This window comes from Burkholderia sp. MBR-1, assembly GCF_013822785.1.
Lineage (GTDB): Bacteria > Pseudomonadota > Gammaproteobacteria > Burkholderiales > Burkholderiaceae > Burkholderia > Burkholderia vietnamiensis.
The window spans coordinates 2,051,699-2,065,207 of record NZ_CP053610.1; the positions used below are offsets into that span (position 1 = coordinate 2,051,699).

At 68.1% G+C, this 13,509-nt stretch carries 14 protein-coding genes; 9 read left to right on the top strand and 5 right to left on the bottom strand.

The annotated features are described in order from the left end of the window. Nucleotides 1-2 precede the first annotated feature (2 nt). The 4 genes from dmeF (at nt 3) to MBR110_RS23785 (ending at nt 4,978) form a co-directional block, all read left to right on the top strand. Nucleotides 3-1,301: a CDF family Co(II)/Ni(II) efflux transporter DmeF gene (dmeF, locus tag MBR110_RS23770; protein WP_011881212.1), complete on the top strand. Its 1,299-nt coding sequence runs from the start codon at nt 3-5 to the stop codon at nt 1,299-1,301. Nucleotides 1,302-1,303: 2 nt separating this feature from the next. Beyond that, on the top strand, nt 1,304-1,489 hold the full coding sequence (locus MBR110_RS23775) for a DUF1289 domain-containing protein (RefSeq protein ID WP_011881213.1): 186 nt from the start codon (nt 1,304-1,306) through the stop codon (nt 1,487-1,489). 7 nt (nt 1,490-1,496) lie between these two features. Then, nucleotides 1,497-2,702, top strand: coding sequence for an MFS transporter (locus MBR110_RS23780; RefSeq protein ID WP_059460403.1), 1,206 nt, complete (start codon nt 1,497-1,499; stop codon nt 2,700-2,702). A 341-nt stretch (nt 2,703-3,043) separates the two neighbouring features. Continuing rightward, on the top strand, nt 3,044-4,978 hold the full coding sequence (locus tag MBR110_RS23785; RefSeq protein ID WP_059460404.1) for an SMP-30/gluconolactonase/LRE family protein: 1,935 nt from the start codon (nt 3,044-3,046) through the stop codon (nt 4,976-4,978). A gap of 128 nt (nt 4,979-5,106) precedes the next feature. Here the strand turns inward: MBR110_RS23785 and MBR110_RS23790 are convergent, their stop codons facing one another. Then, nucleotides 5,107-5,262 carry a DUF3309 family protein gene (locus MBR110_RS23790; protein ID WP_011881216.1) on the bottom strand — a complete coding sequence of 52 codons (156 nt, stop codon included), beginning with the start codon at nt 5,260-5,262 and terminating at the stop codon, nt 5,107-5,109. 200 nt (nt 5,263-5,462) lie between these two features. On the opposite strand from MBR110_RS23790, the gene MBR110_RS23795 reads away from it, so the two are divergent. The 5 genes from MBR110_RS23795 to MBR110_RS23815 all read left to right on the top strand — a co-directional run bounded on the left by MBR110_RS23795 (nt 5,463) and on the right by MBR110_RS23815 (nt 10,335). Further along, entirely contained in the window at nt 5,463-6,137 is a 675-nt protein-coding gene (locus MBR110_RS23795; protein ID WP_059460405.1) for a histidine phosphatase family protein, read from the top strand. 20 nt (nt 6,138-6,157) lie between these two features. Then, the gene (locus MBR110_RS23800) at nt 6,158-7,189 is read left to right on the top strand and encodes a phosphotransferase (RefSeq protein WP_014724321.1); all 1,032 of its coding nucleotides are present in this window, start codon (nt 6,158-6,160) and stop codon (nt 7,187-7,189) included. A gap of 58 nt (nt 7,190-7,247) precedes the next feature. Next, complete coding sequence (locus MBR110_RS23805) at nt 7,248-8,012, top strand: SDR family oxidoreductase (protein ID WP_011881219.1); 765 nt, start codon at nt 7,248-7,250, stop codon at nt 8,010-8,012. Between the two features lie 72 nt (nt 8,013-8,084). Continuing rightward, the gene (locus MBR110_RS23810; protein WP_014724323.1) at nt 8,085-9,329 is read left to right on the top strand and encodes an acyl-CoA dehydrogenase family protein; all 1,245 of its coding nucleotides are present in this window, start codon (nt 8,085-8,087) and stop codon (nt 9,327-9,329) included. A 100-nt stretch (nt 9,330-9,429) separates the two neighbouring features. Further along, nucleotides 9,430-10,335 carry a LysR family transcriptional regulator gene (locus MBR110_RS23815; protein WP_011881221.1) on the top strand — a complete coding sequence of 302 codons (906 nt, stop codon included), beginning with the start codon at nt 9,430-9,432 and terminating at the stop codon, nt 10,333-10,335. Between the two features lie 41 nt (nt 10,336-10,376). Here MBR110_RS23815 and MBR110_RS23820 read toward each other — a convergent pair whose 3' ends face one another. From MBR110_RS23820 to MBR110_RS32260, 4 genes are all read right to left on the bottom strand, one after another. Then, nucleotides 10,377-11,480 carry a J domain-containing protein gene (locus MBR110_RS23820; RefSeq protein ID WP_176314974.1) on the bottom strand — a complete coding sequence of 368 codons (1,104 nt, stop codon included), beginning with the start codon at nt 11,478-11,480 and terminating at the stop codon, nt 10,377-10,379. Nucleotides 11,481-11,615: 135 nt separating this feature from the next. Then, nucleotides 11,616-11,930: a DUF4148 domain-containing protein gene (locus MBR110_RS23825; RefSeq protein WP_034193719.1), complete on the bottom strand. Its 315-nt coding sequence runs from the start codon at nt 11,928-11,930 to the stop codon at nt 11,616-11,618. Between the two features lie 90 nt (nt 11,931-12,020). After that, nucleotides 12,021-12,983 (bottom strand): LysR family transcriptional regulator, encoded by a 963-nt coding sequence (locus tag MBR110_RS23830; RefSeq protein WP_258569981.1) that lies wholly within the window; start codon nt 12,981-12,983, stop codon nt 12,021-12,023. A gap of 37 nt (nt 12,984-13,020) precedes the next feature. Continuing rightward, nucleotides 13,021-13,335, bottom strand: a complete 315-nt coding sequence (locus tag MBR110_RS32260; protein ID WP_258569982.1) for a hypothetical protein — start codon at nt 13,333-13,335, stop codon at nt 13,021-13,023. Nucleotides 13,336-13,509: the final 174 nt, after the last annotated feature.

Sequence of the window (13,509 nt, forward strand, 5' to 3'; positions counted from 1 at the left end):
CAATGAGCCGTTTCAGCGATGAGGCCTTCGGGGCAGGGCACGATCACATTTTTCTCGGCGCTGCGCACGAGCAGAACGAGCGCAGGACCTGGACCGTCATCGTGCTGTGCGCGGCGATGATGGTGGCCGAGATCGTCGGCGGGTCGATCTTCGGCTCGCTGGCGCTGGTCGCGGACGGGCTGCACATGTCGACGCACGCCGGCGCGATGCTGATCGCCGCCTTTGCGTATACCTATGCGCGCAAGCATGCGAGCGACCCGCGATTCGTGTTCGGCACCGGCAAGCTCGGCGATCTCGCCGGCTTCACGAGCGCGATCGTGCTCGCGATGATCGCGCTGCTGATCGCGTACGAGGCGGTCAGCCGGATGCTGGCGCCCGTGCCGATTCACTTCGGCGAAGCGATTCCGATCGCCGTGCTCGGGCTGGTGGTGAACATCGCGAGCGCGTGGCTGCTGAGCGGCGATCATCACGGTCATGGCCATCATCACGGGCATGCGCACGGACATCATCACGACCACGGCCACGAACATGAGCACGCCCACCATCACGACGCGGAAGCGCACCGGATCGTCGACGGGCAGCACGCATTCGCCGTATCGGTGTTCGAGGACGGCGTGCCGCCCGTGTTCCGGATCGCGCCGGCGACGCACGACGCGGCGCTCGTCGACGCGGCCGCCGTATCGATCACGACGCTGCGTCCGGACGGCAGCCGCCATACGTTCGCGATGCAAAGCCGCGACGGCTATCTGGAGTCCATCGAGACGATCCCCGAGCCGCATGCGTTCACGGCGATCGTCCGGCTGAACGGCCGCGAGCACGCGCTGACGTTCGCCGAGAGCGAGCACGAGCACGGCGCCTCGGCGGCGGCCCGCGATCACAACATCCGCTCGGCCTACATCCACGTGCTCGCCGACGCGGCGGTGTCCGTGCTGACGATCGCCGGCTTGCTGCTCGCGCGTGCGTTCGGCTGGCTGTGGATGGATCCGCTCGCCGGCATCGTCGGCGCGCTGGTGATCGCGAACTGGTCGTACGGGCTGATGCGCGACACGGGCAGCATCCTGCTCGACATGAATCCGGATCGCCGCCTGGCGGACAGCGTGCGCGCCGCGCTCGAAAGCACCGGCGACCGGATCCGCGATCTGCACGTGTGGCGGCTCGGGCCGGGGCACATGAGCGCGGTCGTCTCGGTGCTGACCGACGACCCGCAGCGCGATGCGCGCTACTACCACCGCGTGCTGCAACGCTTCGGCAGCCTGTCGCACGTGACGGTCGAAGTCGTGCCCGTGCCGCGAGGGCAATGACGATGGCAGTCAAGTCGCCGTGCGTCGAGGTATGCTCGTTCGACGGCCGCACCGGCTACTGCGTCGCGTGCCTGCGCACCCGCGACGAAGCGCGCGGCTGGAAGAAGATGACGGATCACCGGCGTCATCAGATCGTCAACGACCGCGCGCGGCGGCATGCCAGGCTCGCGCGCGACACACCCGATTGATCGCACGATGAACACGCCCGCACCGATTCGACGCAAGCAGCCGATCCCGCGTACCGTCTGGGCGCTGGGCCTCGTGAGCCTGTTCATGGACCTGTCGTCCGAACTGATCCATGCGCTGTTGCCGATCTATCTGGTGACGACGATGGGCATGAGCGTCGTCGCGCTCGGCGTGCTCGAAGGCGCCGCCGAAGCGACCGCGATGATCGTCAAGGTGTTCTCCGGCGCGATCAGCGACTGGCTCGGGCGCCGCAAGGGGCTGCTGCTCGTCGGCTACGGCCTCGCGGCGCTGACCAAGCCGCTGTTTCCGCTGGCGTCCACGCCGGCCGTGGTCGTCGTCGCGCGCCTGCTCGATCGCGTCGGCAAGGGAATTCGCGGCGCGCCGCGCGATGCGCTGGTGGCCGACGTCGCGCCGCCCGAGATCCGCGGTGCATGTTTCGGCCTGCGTCAGTCGATGGACACCGTCGGCGCGTTTCTCGGCCCGATGTGCGCGATCGTGCTGATGCTGGGGTTCGCCGACCACATCCGGATCGTGATGTGGTTCGCCGTCGTGCCCGCGTTCGTCGCGATCGCGCTGATCGTGTTCGGCGTGCGCGAGCCCGAGCATGCGGCGCCGCAGCGCGGCTTTCGTTCGCCGCTGCACTGGCGCGCGTTGCGCGAGTTTCCGCGCGCGTACTGGTTCGTCGTCGCGGGCGGCGCGGCGTTCACGCTCGCGCGTTTCAGCGAGGCGTTCCTCGTGCTGCGCGCGCAGCAGACGGGCCTCGACGCCGCGTGGATTCCGGGCGTGATGGTCGTGATGAGCATCGCGTATGCGCTGTCCGCGTGGCCGGTCGGCGTGCTGTCGGACCGGATGGACCGACGCATGCTGCTGGCGGCGGGCATGGTGCTGCTGATCGCGGCCGACCTGCTGCTCGGTCTCGGCGGGTCGATGCCGACGATGTTCGCCGGCGTGGCCGTATGGGGCCTGCACATGGGCTTCACGCAGGGCATCCTCGCCGCGATGGTGTCGGAAACATCGCCGGCCGCGCTGCGCGGCACCGCGTTCGGCGTATTCAATCTGGTCAGCGGGATCTGCATGCTGCTCGCCAGCAGCATCGCCGGCGCGCTGTGGACGCACTTCGGCGCATCGACCACGTTCGTCGCCGGCGCGGCGCTGGTCGTGGTGCCGCTCGCGCTGTGCCGCTTCATGCCGCGCGTCGCGCCGCCGGCGGCGTGAGGTGGCGTGAGGCGATGCACTGCGCGTGCGTCGGGCGGCGCTCGCGCTGACACGACCGCGACTGCATCCGCGACCGGCGATTGTCCCCCAGTTGCCGAATCGATCCCCAGCCATTGAGCCGCGCTCTCCCCGTTGAGCCACGCTCCACCCGCAACTCCCCCTCCGCAATTTTTTTCGATTTATCTGCCGCTATTCTCGGCGTTGTCGAAGATCGGATGTACGCGCGATGTAATACCGACCGCGCCGGACGATTCCGCGGAAGTATTTACGCAACGCCGAGGTACGCACCGTCCGGCGCGCCCTTCACATGAGTGATTCCATCGTTCAGGAGAGCGTCTGCCATGGTTGCCGGAAAATCGCTTCGCGCCGTGCTGCTTGCCGTGTCGATCGCCGCGGTCGCGCCGCCCGGCCATGCGGGCAATACCACCGACTGGCTCGCGAACACCTACGGCACGCTCGCCGCGCACGTCGGCAACGTCGCCCGGGCGATGTGGGTCGCGCCCGAAGGCGTGATCTACACCGCATCGATGTGGGACGAGTATGAGGGCGGCGTCGCGATCTACCAGAACGGCAAAAGCATCGGCTCGATCGGCACGCATGCGGAATTCCAGGGCAGCGCGATCACCGGCAACGCGACGTCGCTGTTCGTCGCGCTGCAGCCGGGCAGCGGATACGGCAGCGGCGCAGTCGGGCGCTACAACCGCGCGACGCATTACCGCGACCGGCTGATCCAGGTCACCGCCGCGACGAACCAGCCGCGCATCGACGTCGTCACCGGGCTTGCGACGGCCGGCACGCTGCTCTACGCGAGCGATTTCTACGGCAACCGCGTGCGCGTGTTCACGACCGACGGCGTATGGCAGCGCGACATCGGCGTAGCGGCGCCGGGCGCGCTCGCGCTCGACGGCGCGGGCAACGTATGGGTCGCGCAGAAGCGCGCGGGAACGATCGTCGAATACAGTCCGGCCGGCGCACTGCTGAACACGATCCGGCTGCCGGCCGGGTCGCAGCCGTCGGCGCTCTATTTCGATGCGGCGGCCGGGCAACTGATGGTCGGCGACGAAGGCCCCGACATGAACATCAAGCGCTATGCGGTGACGGGCCGGCCGGCGCTGGTCGGCACGTTCGGCGTGCGCGGCGGCTATCTCGACACGACCACCGGCATCAAGGGGCAGGTCGGCGCGCAGCGCTTCACGCGCATCGCGGGCATCGGCAAGGATACGGGCGGCAACCTGTACGTGCTGAACAACCCGTGGGGCGGCAGCTGGGATCTCGGCCGCAACGGCGCGACCGACCTTCACGCATACGGCAGCACCGGCGGCCTGCGCTGGACGCTGCAGTCGCTGAACTTCGAGGGCATCGCCGCGCCCGACCCGGTCACCGACGGCGCGCTGTTCTACAGCGGCACGCACGTGTACCGCGGCACCGCGGGCGGCACGTTCGTCGCGAACACCGTCGATCCGTTCGCGTATCCGGCCGACCCGCGCATCAACATGAACGACCCGCAGCGCGACGAGCACTTCGGGCTGCTCACGGCGGTCGGCGCGAACCGGATTCTCGTCGTGGCCGGGCAGAATCCGCCGGTCTATTACTTCTTCCATTTCGATGCGGCCAACGGCTACATCGCGATTCCCGACGGAGCGATCCCGGGCCCGGCATTCGACACGACGCGGCGCGTGTCGGCCGGCTTCAGCATCGACGGCAAGGGCGGCGTATGGGCCGGCCTCGACCACACCGGCGCGATCTACCACTATCCGCTCGCGAGCTTCGACGCGAGCGGCAAGCCTTCATGGGGCGCGGGCGTGCCGACGCCGATTCCCGCCAGCATCCAGCCGCTCACGCGCATCGTCTATCTCGCCGACAGCGACACGATGGTGCTCGCCCAGGGTGTGGTGGGCAGCACCGACTGGACCTCGATCGGCACGCGCATCGAGGTCTATCACGGCTGGCTCGCGGGCAACACGACGAGGCCGAACCCGGTGATCACGCTGCCGCACAGCGGCGCGAAGTCGATCGACGCGGCCGGCAATCATCTGTTCGTGGGTTACTGGTTCAGCAGCAGCGGCCCGCTGTGGCCGAACATCGACGCGTTCAATCTCGACACGGGCCGGCTCGACACGACGCTCGTCAATGCGAGCCCGGCGACCGTCGATACCAGCAGCGCGATCGACGCGATGTACAGCGTCCGCGCGTACCGCCGCGCGAACGGCGAATATGTGGTGACGAAGAACAACGTGAAGGGCAACAGCATCACCGTCTATCGGTGGACGCCTTGAGGCGGCGCGACGGCCGCGAGCGTTCACTTCGCCGCCGCGGCGTTGCCGGCGATGGCCTGCGTTTGTAAAGAAGCGATGACGAGGAAACGGGAAAGCGCGCGCCGGTCGGCCGGCACGCGCTTTCCCATTCAGATGCGACCGAGCAGCACCAGTATCACGACGATGACCACGATCAGGCCAACCGAACCGGACGGCCAGTAACCCCAGCTCCGACTGTGCGGCCATGCCGGAAACGCGCCGATGAGCAACAGAATCAGAACGATGATAAGGATCGTACCGAGCATCGCATCCCTCCTGAGATTGTTGGAAAAGACGATGTCTGGCGTCGCAATTCCTGTGCCGCGACGAGCGGCGTGACGGTCGCGGGGCGTGTGCGTGCACGTGGAATTCACGTCATGAATGCCGATAGATTCAGAAAATAAATTTCAAAAATGCATACGCGATCGCTATGCTGGTCTTTCGGCACCGCTTCGATGGATACGCAATGGCTGAACTCTTTCTGGTACGGCACGGCCAGGCGTCGTTCGGGACGCACGACTACGACCGGCTGTCCGCGCGCGGCGAGCAGCAGGGCGTCTGGCTCGGCGAGTATTTCGCGCGCCAGGGCCTGACCTTCGACCGGGTGATCTGCGGGACGATGAACCGGCATGCGCAGACGGTCGACGCGATCCTGCGCGGGATCGGCGGCGAACGCGTGACGGTCGACCGCCATCCGGGCCTGAACGAATATGACTTCCACGGGCTGTTCGCGGCCGCCGCGCACGACTATCCGGAGATCGCGCGGCTCGCGGCCGGCTCGATGAAGGAGCACTTCCGCGCGCTGCGGCAGGTGCTGCATCTGTGGGCCGACGACCGGCTCGGCGACACGGCGCCCGAAAGCTGGGCGCATTTCCAGCAGCGCGTCGCCGCCGCGCGCGCGGCGATTCGCGACGGCGGCAGCCAGCGCGTGCTCGCGGTGAGTTCGGGCGGCCCGATCGCGGTGACCGTCCAGCAGGTGCTCGCCGCGCCGCCCGCGAGCGCGATCGCGCTGAACCTGCAGATCCGCAACAGCAGTCTTTCGCAGTTTTTCTTCAACGCCGACGCGTTCCATCTGGCGTCGTTCAACGGCATCCCGCATCTCGACGATCCCGAACGACACGCATGGCGCACCTACGGCTGACCCAACGAACGATCGCGACGATGACCCATCCTGCCCCGCCCCTCGACGCAGCCCGCCTGACGCGCTATCTGGAAGCGCACGTGCCGGGCTTCGAAGGCCCGCTCGACCTGGAGAAGTTTGCCGGCGGCCAGTCGAACCCGACGTACCTGCTGCACGCGAAAAGCGGCCGCTACGTGCTGCGCCGCCAGCCGCCCGGCGAACTGCTGAAGTCCGCGCATGCGGTCGACCGCGAATTCCGCGTGCTGAGCGCGCTGTCGGGCACTGCGGTGCCGGTCGCGCGTCCGTATCACCTGTGCGAAGACCGCGACGTGATCGGCAGCATGTTCTACGTGATGAGCTTCGAGGACGGCCGCATCTTCTGGGATCCGGCGCTGCCGGAGCTGCCGAAGGCCGACCGCGCGACCTGCTACGACGCGCTGATTCGCACGATGGCCGCGCTGCACGACGTCGACGTCGACGCGGTGGGCCTTGCCGACTACGGTCGCCCCGGCAACTACTTCGAGCGCCAGATCGGCGTGTGGACGAAGCAGTATCGTGCGGCGCAGACGGAGCGCCTCGACGCGATGGAGACGCTGATCGACTGGCTGCCGCAAGCGTGCCCCGACGACGCGGGGCGTCCGGCGCTCGTGCACGGCGACTTCCGGATCGACAACGTGATGTTCGCGCGCGACGACTACCGCGTGCAGGCCGTGCTCGACTGGGAGCTGTCGACGCTCGGCAATCCGCTCGCCGACCTCGCGTACTTCTGCATGTGTCTGCGGCTGCCGGCCGGCACTCAGGTGCGCGGGCTCGCGGGCCAGGATCGCGCCGAACTCGGCATCCCGGACGAAGCGGCGATCGTCGCGCGCTACTGCGAGCTGCGCGGGATCGAGCCGATCCGCGACTGGCATTTCTATCTCGCGTTCAGCTTCTTCCGGCTCGCCGCGATCGCGCAGGGCGTGAAGGCGCGCGCGCTGCAAGGCAACGCGTCGAGCGAACAGGCGCTGCGCGTCGGCGCGATGGCCGGCCGGCTGGCCGAGCTGGCCGTCGACGTGATCGGCGCGCAGCGCTGACGCCGCAAACACGGCCGCGCGGCCGCACGACAACACATCGATGGAGGAGCACAGCAACATGGCAACGAACCTGTTCGACCTGACGGGCAAGATCGCGCTGGTGACGGGCGCGAGCCGCGGCATCGGCGAGGAAATCGCGAAGCTGCTCGCGCAGCAGGGCGCGCACGTGATCGTGTCGAGCCGCAAGCTCGACGACTGCCGGGCCGTTGCGGACGCAATCGTCGCGGCGGGCGGCCGCGCGGAAGCGCTGGCCTGCCACGTCGGACGAATGGAGGACATCGCCGCGACGTTCGAGACGATCCGCGGCCGGCACGGCCGGCTCGACATCCTGGTGAACAACGCGGCGGCGAATCCGTATTTCGGGCACATCCTCGACACCGATCTGGCCGCGTACGAGAAGACCGTCGACGTGAACATCCGCGGCTACTTCTTCATGTCGGTCGAGGCCGGCAAGCTGATGAAGGCGCAAGGCGGCGGCGCGATCGTCAACACCGCGTCCGTGAACGCGCTGCAGCCGGGCGACCGGCAGGGCATCTATTCGATCACGAAGGCCGCGGTCGTGAACATGACGAAGGCGTTCGCGAAGGAATGCGGGCCGCTCGGCATCCGCGTGAACGCGCTGCTGCCGGGCCTCACGAAGACGAAGTTCGCGGGCGCGTTGTTCGCCGACCAGCAGATCTATCAGGCATGGATGGAGAAGATCCCGCTGCGCCGTCACGCGCAGCCGTCCGAGATGGCCGGCACGGTGTTGTATCTCGTGTCGGACGCGGCGAGCTATACGAATGGCGAATGCATCGTCGTCGACGGCGGCCTCACGCTCTGAGCGCGCGACGACCTACGACGGCCTGCGGGCCTTTTGAACCGAACGAACACGCGCAATTGCGAGGAATCGATCATGGATTTTGGCTATACCCCGAAGGTGGAAGAACTGCGTGAGCGCGTGCGTGCGTTCATGGATGCGCACATCGTGCCGCGCATCCGCCAGTGGAACGACGAAGTGCATGCGGGGCGCTACCCGGTGTCGTTCATGGAGGAATTGAAGGCGCGCGCGAAGGCCGAAGGGCTGTGGAATCTGTTCCTGCCGCATCTGAAGGAAGACGAGCCGGGCACGGCGCTGACGAACCTCGAATACGCGCCGCTCGCGGAGATCATGGGGCGCGTCGCGTGGGCGTCGGAGGTTTTCAACTGCAATGCGCCGGACACCGGCAACATGGAGTTGCTGCACATGTTCGCGACGCCGGCGCAGCGCGACGAGTGGCTGCTGCCGCTGCTGCACGGCGAGATCCGCTCGGCGTTCGCGATGACGGAGCCCGACGTCGCGTCGTCGGATGCGACCAACATCACGACGCGCATCGAGCGCGCCGGCGACGAGTACGTGATCAACGGCCGCAAGTGGTTCATCACGAATGCCGCGCATCCGAACTGCAAGATCTTCATCGTGATGGGCAAGACCGACCCGGCGGCGGAAGCGCACCGGCAGCAGAGCATGATCCTCGTGCCGCGCGACACGCCGGGCGTGACGGTGGTGCGCAACATCACCGTGGTCAATCACTACGCGCCGGAAGGGCACTGCGAGATCACCTTCGACAACGTGCGCGTGCCGGCGCGCAACCTGCTCGGCGACGAAGGCAGCGGCTTCGCGCTCGCGCAGGCGCGGCTCGGGCCGGGGCGCATCCACCATTGCATGCGCTCGATCGGCGCGGCAGAGCTCGCGCTCGAGCTGATGATCGATCGCGCGCAGTCGCGCGAGGCGTTCGGCAAGCCGCTGAACCGGCACGGGACGGTCGGCGAATGGATCGCGCGCTCGCGCATCGAGATCGACCAAGCGCGGCTGCTCGTGCTGAAGGCTGCGTGGATGATCGACAAGGTCGGCGCGAAGGCCGCGCGCAAGGAAATCTCGATGATCAAGGCGCTCGTGCCGACCATGTACACCGACGTGTGCGACCGCGCGATGCAGGTGTTCGGCGCGATGGGCCTGAGCCCGGACACGCCGCTCGCCGATCTGTGGAGCTGGGGGCGCGCGCTGCGCTTCGCAGACGGCCCGGACGAGGTGCATCTGCAGTCGATCGCGCGGATGGAGATCAAGGGCGCCGTGCGCGGCGCGACCGAGCCGTATCTGACGCGCCCGCCGCGCGACTGAACGTGTCGCTGCGATGTCGCGGCGAGCGCGCGCGAGCGGACGCGAGGTGGCCGAACCCGACGCGCGCGCCGTATTAAGATGCCGGCAAGGAGATCCGGCAATGCGCCTTTCGAAGATTGACCTGAACCTGTTCGTCGTATTCGATGCGATCTACAACAAGCGCAACCTGACGCGCGCGGCCGAAGTGCTGAACCTCACGCAGCCGGCCGTCAGCAATGCGCTCGCGCGGCTGCGCAAGACGCTGAACGATCCGCTGTTCGTCAGCACGCCGGCCGGGATGATGCCGACGCCGATGGCCGAGAACATCGTCGGCCGCGTGCGCGAGGCGTTGCAGCTGCTCGACTCGAGCGCGCACGAGGGCGACGTGTTCGATCCCGCGTCGTCGGAGCGGGTGTTCCGGTTGAGCATGAGCGACCTGACCGAGGCGTTGCTGCTGCCGGCGCTCGGCGAGCTGCTGCAGACGCATGCGCCGGGCATGCACGTGCGCAGCTATACGCTGGACCGCCGCGAAGTGGCGACCGCGCTCGCGAACGGCTCCGTGGACATCGCGATCGACGCGCCGCTGATCGGCGATCCGCACCTGTGCCAGGCGCTGCTCGTGCGCGACCGCTACGCGTGCATGATCCGCGAAGATCATCCGTTCCGGCGCGATGCGCTGACCATGGACGACTACCTGTCGATGGGGCACATCCACGTGTCGAGCCGCCGCAAGGGCAGCGGGCACGTCGACGCGGAGCTGACGCGCCTCGGGCTGCGCCGCACCATCCAGATGCGCGTGCAGCACTACATGGTCGCGCCGTTGATCGCGATGCGCGGCGATCTCGCGCTGACCGCGCCGCTCCGGCTGCTGCAGCGCTATCCGGCCCGCATCCTCGAACTGCCGTTCGAGATGCCGGCGCTCGAATACTTCTGCTACTGGCACCGCAGCGCCGACCAGGATCAGGGCAGCCGATGGTTGCGCGAGCAGCTGATGACGCTGATGGGCGGGATCGGCGAGCTGCAGTGATGCATCGCAGTGACGTGCCGCAGTGATGTGCGCGCCGCTTGCTAACGGTCTTCGTCGAAGCGCGCCGATGCGGGGCGGCGCTTCATCTCCTTCAGCCAGCGCCGGACGTTGTCCGGATCCTCGAACTCGCGCAGCGTGACGGTCAGGTCCCGAATGCTGCGCTGCAAGCCGGCGATGTCGCGCGCGAGCAGGCGCACCACGGTGTCGGGTGCGATCTTCACGGACGGCGCGATGCCGTAGGTTCGGCGGAAATCGTTCTCCACGTGTTCGATCTCGCGGTCGAGCTCGCGCAGCTGCTCGTCGAGGATGCCGTTGTAGCGCGTCAGCCGCGCTTCGCCGAGGCCGGCGATCGCATGCCGGTCGATCTGTTCGATCTCAAGCTGAAGCTCCAGCAGCTGCAGCAGGTTGCGCTTCGCATAGGCGTGGTTGACCCGCTGCATCAGCGCGGTCTTGCGTTCCTGGTCGTGCGGATCGGTGGCGCGATCGGGATGCAGCGCGCTGGCCAGCTTGCGGTAGATCTCGCGGATCGACTTGCTCGATTCGGCCTGCTCCGCTTCGGCGCGCGCCTGCGCGGCTGTCTGCTTCGGCGTCTTCCTGCGCTTCGCGCGCTGCGCCTCGCGTGCCGCGTGCGCGGCCATGTCGCGCTCGAACTGCGCGTCGAGCTCGGCTTGGAGCCGTTGCGCCAGTTCGTCGGGTGACAGGGCATCGAGATCGTCTGCCGCGTCGGCGCCGGGCGCGGGCTGCGGATCGGCCGCTGCGCTGCCGGCCGGCCCGCTTGCATGATGGCGATCGTAGACGCGCTGCAGCGCCGCGTCGTCGGCGGCGTCGAGCACGTCGCGGGCCATGTCCGCGATCAGGTCGGACAGCATGCGCTGCTCGGCCTTGCTGAGTCCACTACGCAGGAACGCGTCGTCGAGCAGATGAATCAGCCGCGTGCGCAGCGCCGCCGATTCGCGTTCGAGCGGCAGCAGCGCATCGACGAACTTCTTCTGGAACGCCGGCGTGACGGCGTCCCACGCCGCGAGGCGCTCGCGCCGCTTGTCGATGCGCTCGACGAGCGTGTTGAAGGTCTTCTGGGCGTCGGACAGGCGGGCTGTCTCGTGACCGGGCGCGATCGCAATCGCGGCACCGCGGCGTGCGGTCATGATGTGGGGTCCTCCGGCCGCGGCGGGACGCGCGGCAGGCCGGTATTTTAGCTGGACGCGAGAGGCCGCCGTGCGGCGGTGTGCTCGCGCATGCGTCGATCTTCACGCGCGCACTGCGCATCGGCACCCCACACCTCATCGGTTCGCTGCCGCGACGGCCGCTGCGCCCGACGACGTGCGCGGTGCGCCGCCCGAGCCGTAGGCCGCTTCGCCGCTGCGGCGTTCGGCGGCGCGCTTCTCCTCGAGGCGCGCCTGCGCGGCGACGATGCCTTCCGGGTAGTTGTCGGCGTCGCCGGCCGATGGATCGTAGCCGACCGATTCGAGGTCGAGCAGCTCCTGGCGAACCTGTGCACGGGTGAGCGGCGACTGCGCATACGATGCGCGCGGTGCGGCGAGCAGGACGGTCGCGGCCGCGCAGAGCGTCGCGATGGTGACGATGATGGATTTCATGATTTCCTCGGAGGGTTTCGCTGCGGTTCGTCGCGCACGCGGCGGGCCGCAGCGACGAAACGAATCGATACGCGTGGAACGCAACGCACGTCACGCGGCGGCGGCCGTCGCCACGGTCATGTCCGGTCGCGCTGCCACCGCGCGCAGCATGCTGACCGACGGCAGCCTGAAGCGCTCGGCGGCGAGATCGACGAACGCGCGCACTTTGCCCGGCAGGAACTCGCGGCCGGGATACACGAGCGACACGGCGACGCCGTCGCTGACGAGTCGGTAATCGGCGAGCACGCGTTTCAGCGCGCCGCTGCGCAGATCGCTCGCCACCGCGAATTCGGGCAGCAGCGCGATACCGCCGCCCGCAAGCGCGAGCTGACGCTGCATCAGCGCGCTGTTCACGGTGACGCGCGGCTCGACGTGGAGCGCGTTCACGGTGCCGTCCGGGGCAACCCACCGGCACGTCTTCGCGCCTGTCGCGACGCCGACGATCCGGTGCGCGGCGAGGTCGGCGGGCTGCTGCGGCGCGGTCATGGCGAGCAGGTAGCCGGGCGATGCGACCGCGACGAGCGGCGCATGGGCCAGCGCGCGCGACACGACCGAGAGCGACGAGATCATCGTATCGGCGACGATCCCGCAGTCGAAGCCACCGCCGAGCAGATCGACTTCCGACTCGGTCAGCGTGATGTGCAGCGACACCTCGGGATGGCGCGACTGGTACTCGGCAAACAGCGCGGCCAGCTCCGGCGACATCAAGCTGTGCAGCACGACGACGTTCAGATCGCCGCGGATCCGGCTCGATTCCTGCGTCGCGCGCGACTCGATCTCGGACAGGTCGGCGAGCAGCGAGCGGCAGCCTTGCGCATAGCGGACGCCGACTTCGGTGAGCACCGTCTTGCGCGTCGAGCGTTGCAACAGCTTCACGCCGAGGTGCGATTCGAGATCGCCGACGTAGCGCGTCACGAGCGACGGCGACAGGTTCAGCTGGTGAGCGGCATGGGAGAAGTGATGCGTGTCGGCAACCTTGAGAAAGACCCGCATCGCACTGAACAGATGATTCACGACGATTCCTGTTGGAAGGGGCGGTGGCGGCGGCGGATCAGCTGCCGAAGTAGACGTTGCAGAAGCTCGCCGGGCCGATGCAGCCGGCCTCAGGTGCATTCGGTGCATCGGGCGTGCGGGTCGGGGCGACGCGCACCGGTGCGGCGACGGCCTTCGTTTCGGTGGCGCCGTGTGCGCATGCGTCATCGCCTGCATGCGCGGCGGCGACCGCTACGACAGAGGCGATGCTGCTCGATTGCTGCTGCGAGGCGGGCGCCGCCGGTTGCTGTTGCGCGGATGCGGGTGCGGTGACCGTGATGCCGCAAAGCGCGATGAAGGTGGCGAGAACGGAAAGGGAAGCGGACCGGGACATTCAGGATTCCAATTAGACCAAACGGGTTTTACACGCGTTCGATTCGGGACGTGGGCATCGCCGACGCAGGCCGTCGATGGCCGGGAGCGTGTCAGATTCTTCTTGTCGAGTGTGTCGGCGTGCTACGGAAGGATCGTGCGACATGGGCGCCGGGCCCGTCGACGCCGCTATTCG

Bases quoted from the DNA above. Each gene is read 5' to 3' on its own strand.
- dmeF (WP_011881212.1), top strand. From the start codon at position 3: ATGAGCCGTTTCAGCGATGAGGCCTTCGGGGCAGGGCACGATCACATT.
- MBR110_RS23780 (WP_059460403.1), top strand. From the start codon at position 1,497: ATGAACACGCCCGCACCGATTCGACGCAAGCAGCCGATCCCGCGTACC.
- MBR110_RS23775 (WP_011881213.1), top strand. From the start codon at position 1,304: ATGGCAGTCAAGTCGCCGTGCGTCGAGGTATGCTCGTTCGACGGCCGC.
- MBR110_RS23810 (WP_014724323.1), top strand. From the start codon at position 8,085: ATGGATTTTGGCTATACCCCGAAGGTGGAAGAACTGCGTGAGCGCGTG.
- MBR110_RS23800 (WP_014724321.1), top strand. From the start codon at position 6,158: ATGACCCATCCTGCCCCGCCCCTCGACGCAGCCCGCCTGACGCGCTAT.
- MBR110_RS23820 (WP_176314974.1), bottom strand. From the start codon at position 11,480: ATGACCGCACGCCGCGGTGCCGCGATTGCGATCGCGCCCGGTCACGAG.
- MBR110_RS23825 (WP_034193719.1), bottom strand. From the start codon at position 11,930: ATGAAATCCATCATCGTCACCATCGCGACGCTCTGCGCGGCCGCGACC.
- MBR110_RS23790 (WP_011881216.1), bottom strand. From the start codon at position 5,262: ATGCTCGGTACGATCCTTATCATCGTTCTGATTCTGTTGCTCATCGGC.
- MBR110_RS23805 (WP_011881219.1), top strand. From the start codon at position 7,248: ATGGCAACGAACCTGTTCGACCTGACGGGCAAGATCGCGCTGGTGACG.
- MBR110_RS23785 (WP_059460404.1), top strand. From the start codon at position 3,044: ATGGTTGCCGGAAAATCGCTTCGCGCCGTGCTGCTTGCCGTGTCGATC.
- MBR110_RS32260 (WP_258569982.1), bottom strand. From the start codon at position 13,335: ATGTCCCGGTCCGCTTCCCTTTCCGTTCTCGCCACCTTCATCGCGCTT.
- MBR110_RS23795 (WP_059460405.1), top strand. From the start codon at position 5,463: ATGGCTGAACTCTTTCTGGTACGGCACGGCCAGGCGTCGTTCGGGACG.
- MBR110_RS23815 (WP_011881221.1), top strand. From the start codon at position 9,430: ATGCGCCTTTCGAAGATTGACCTGAACCTGTTCGTCGTATTCGATGCG.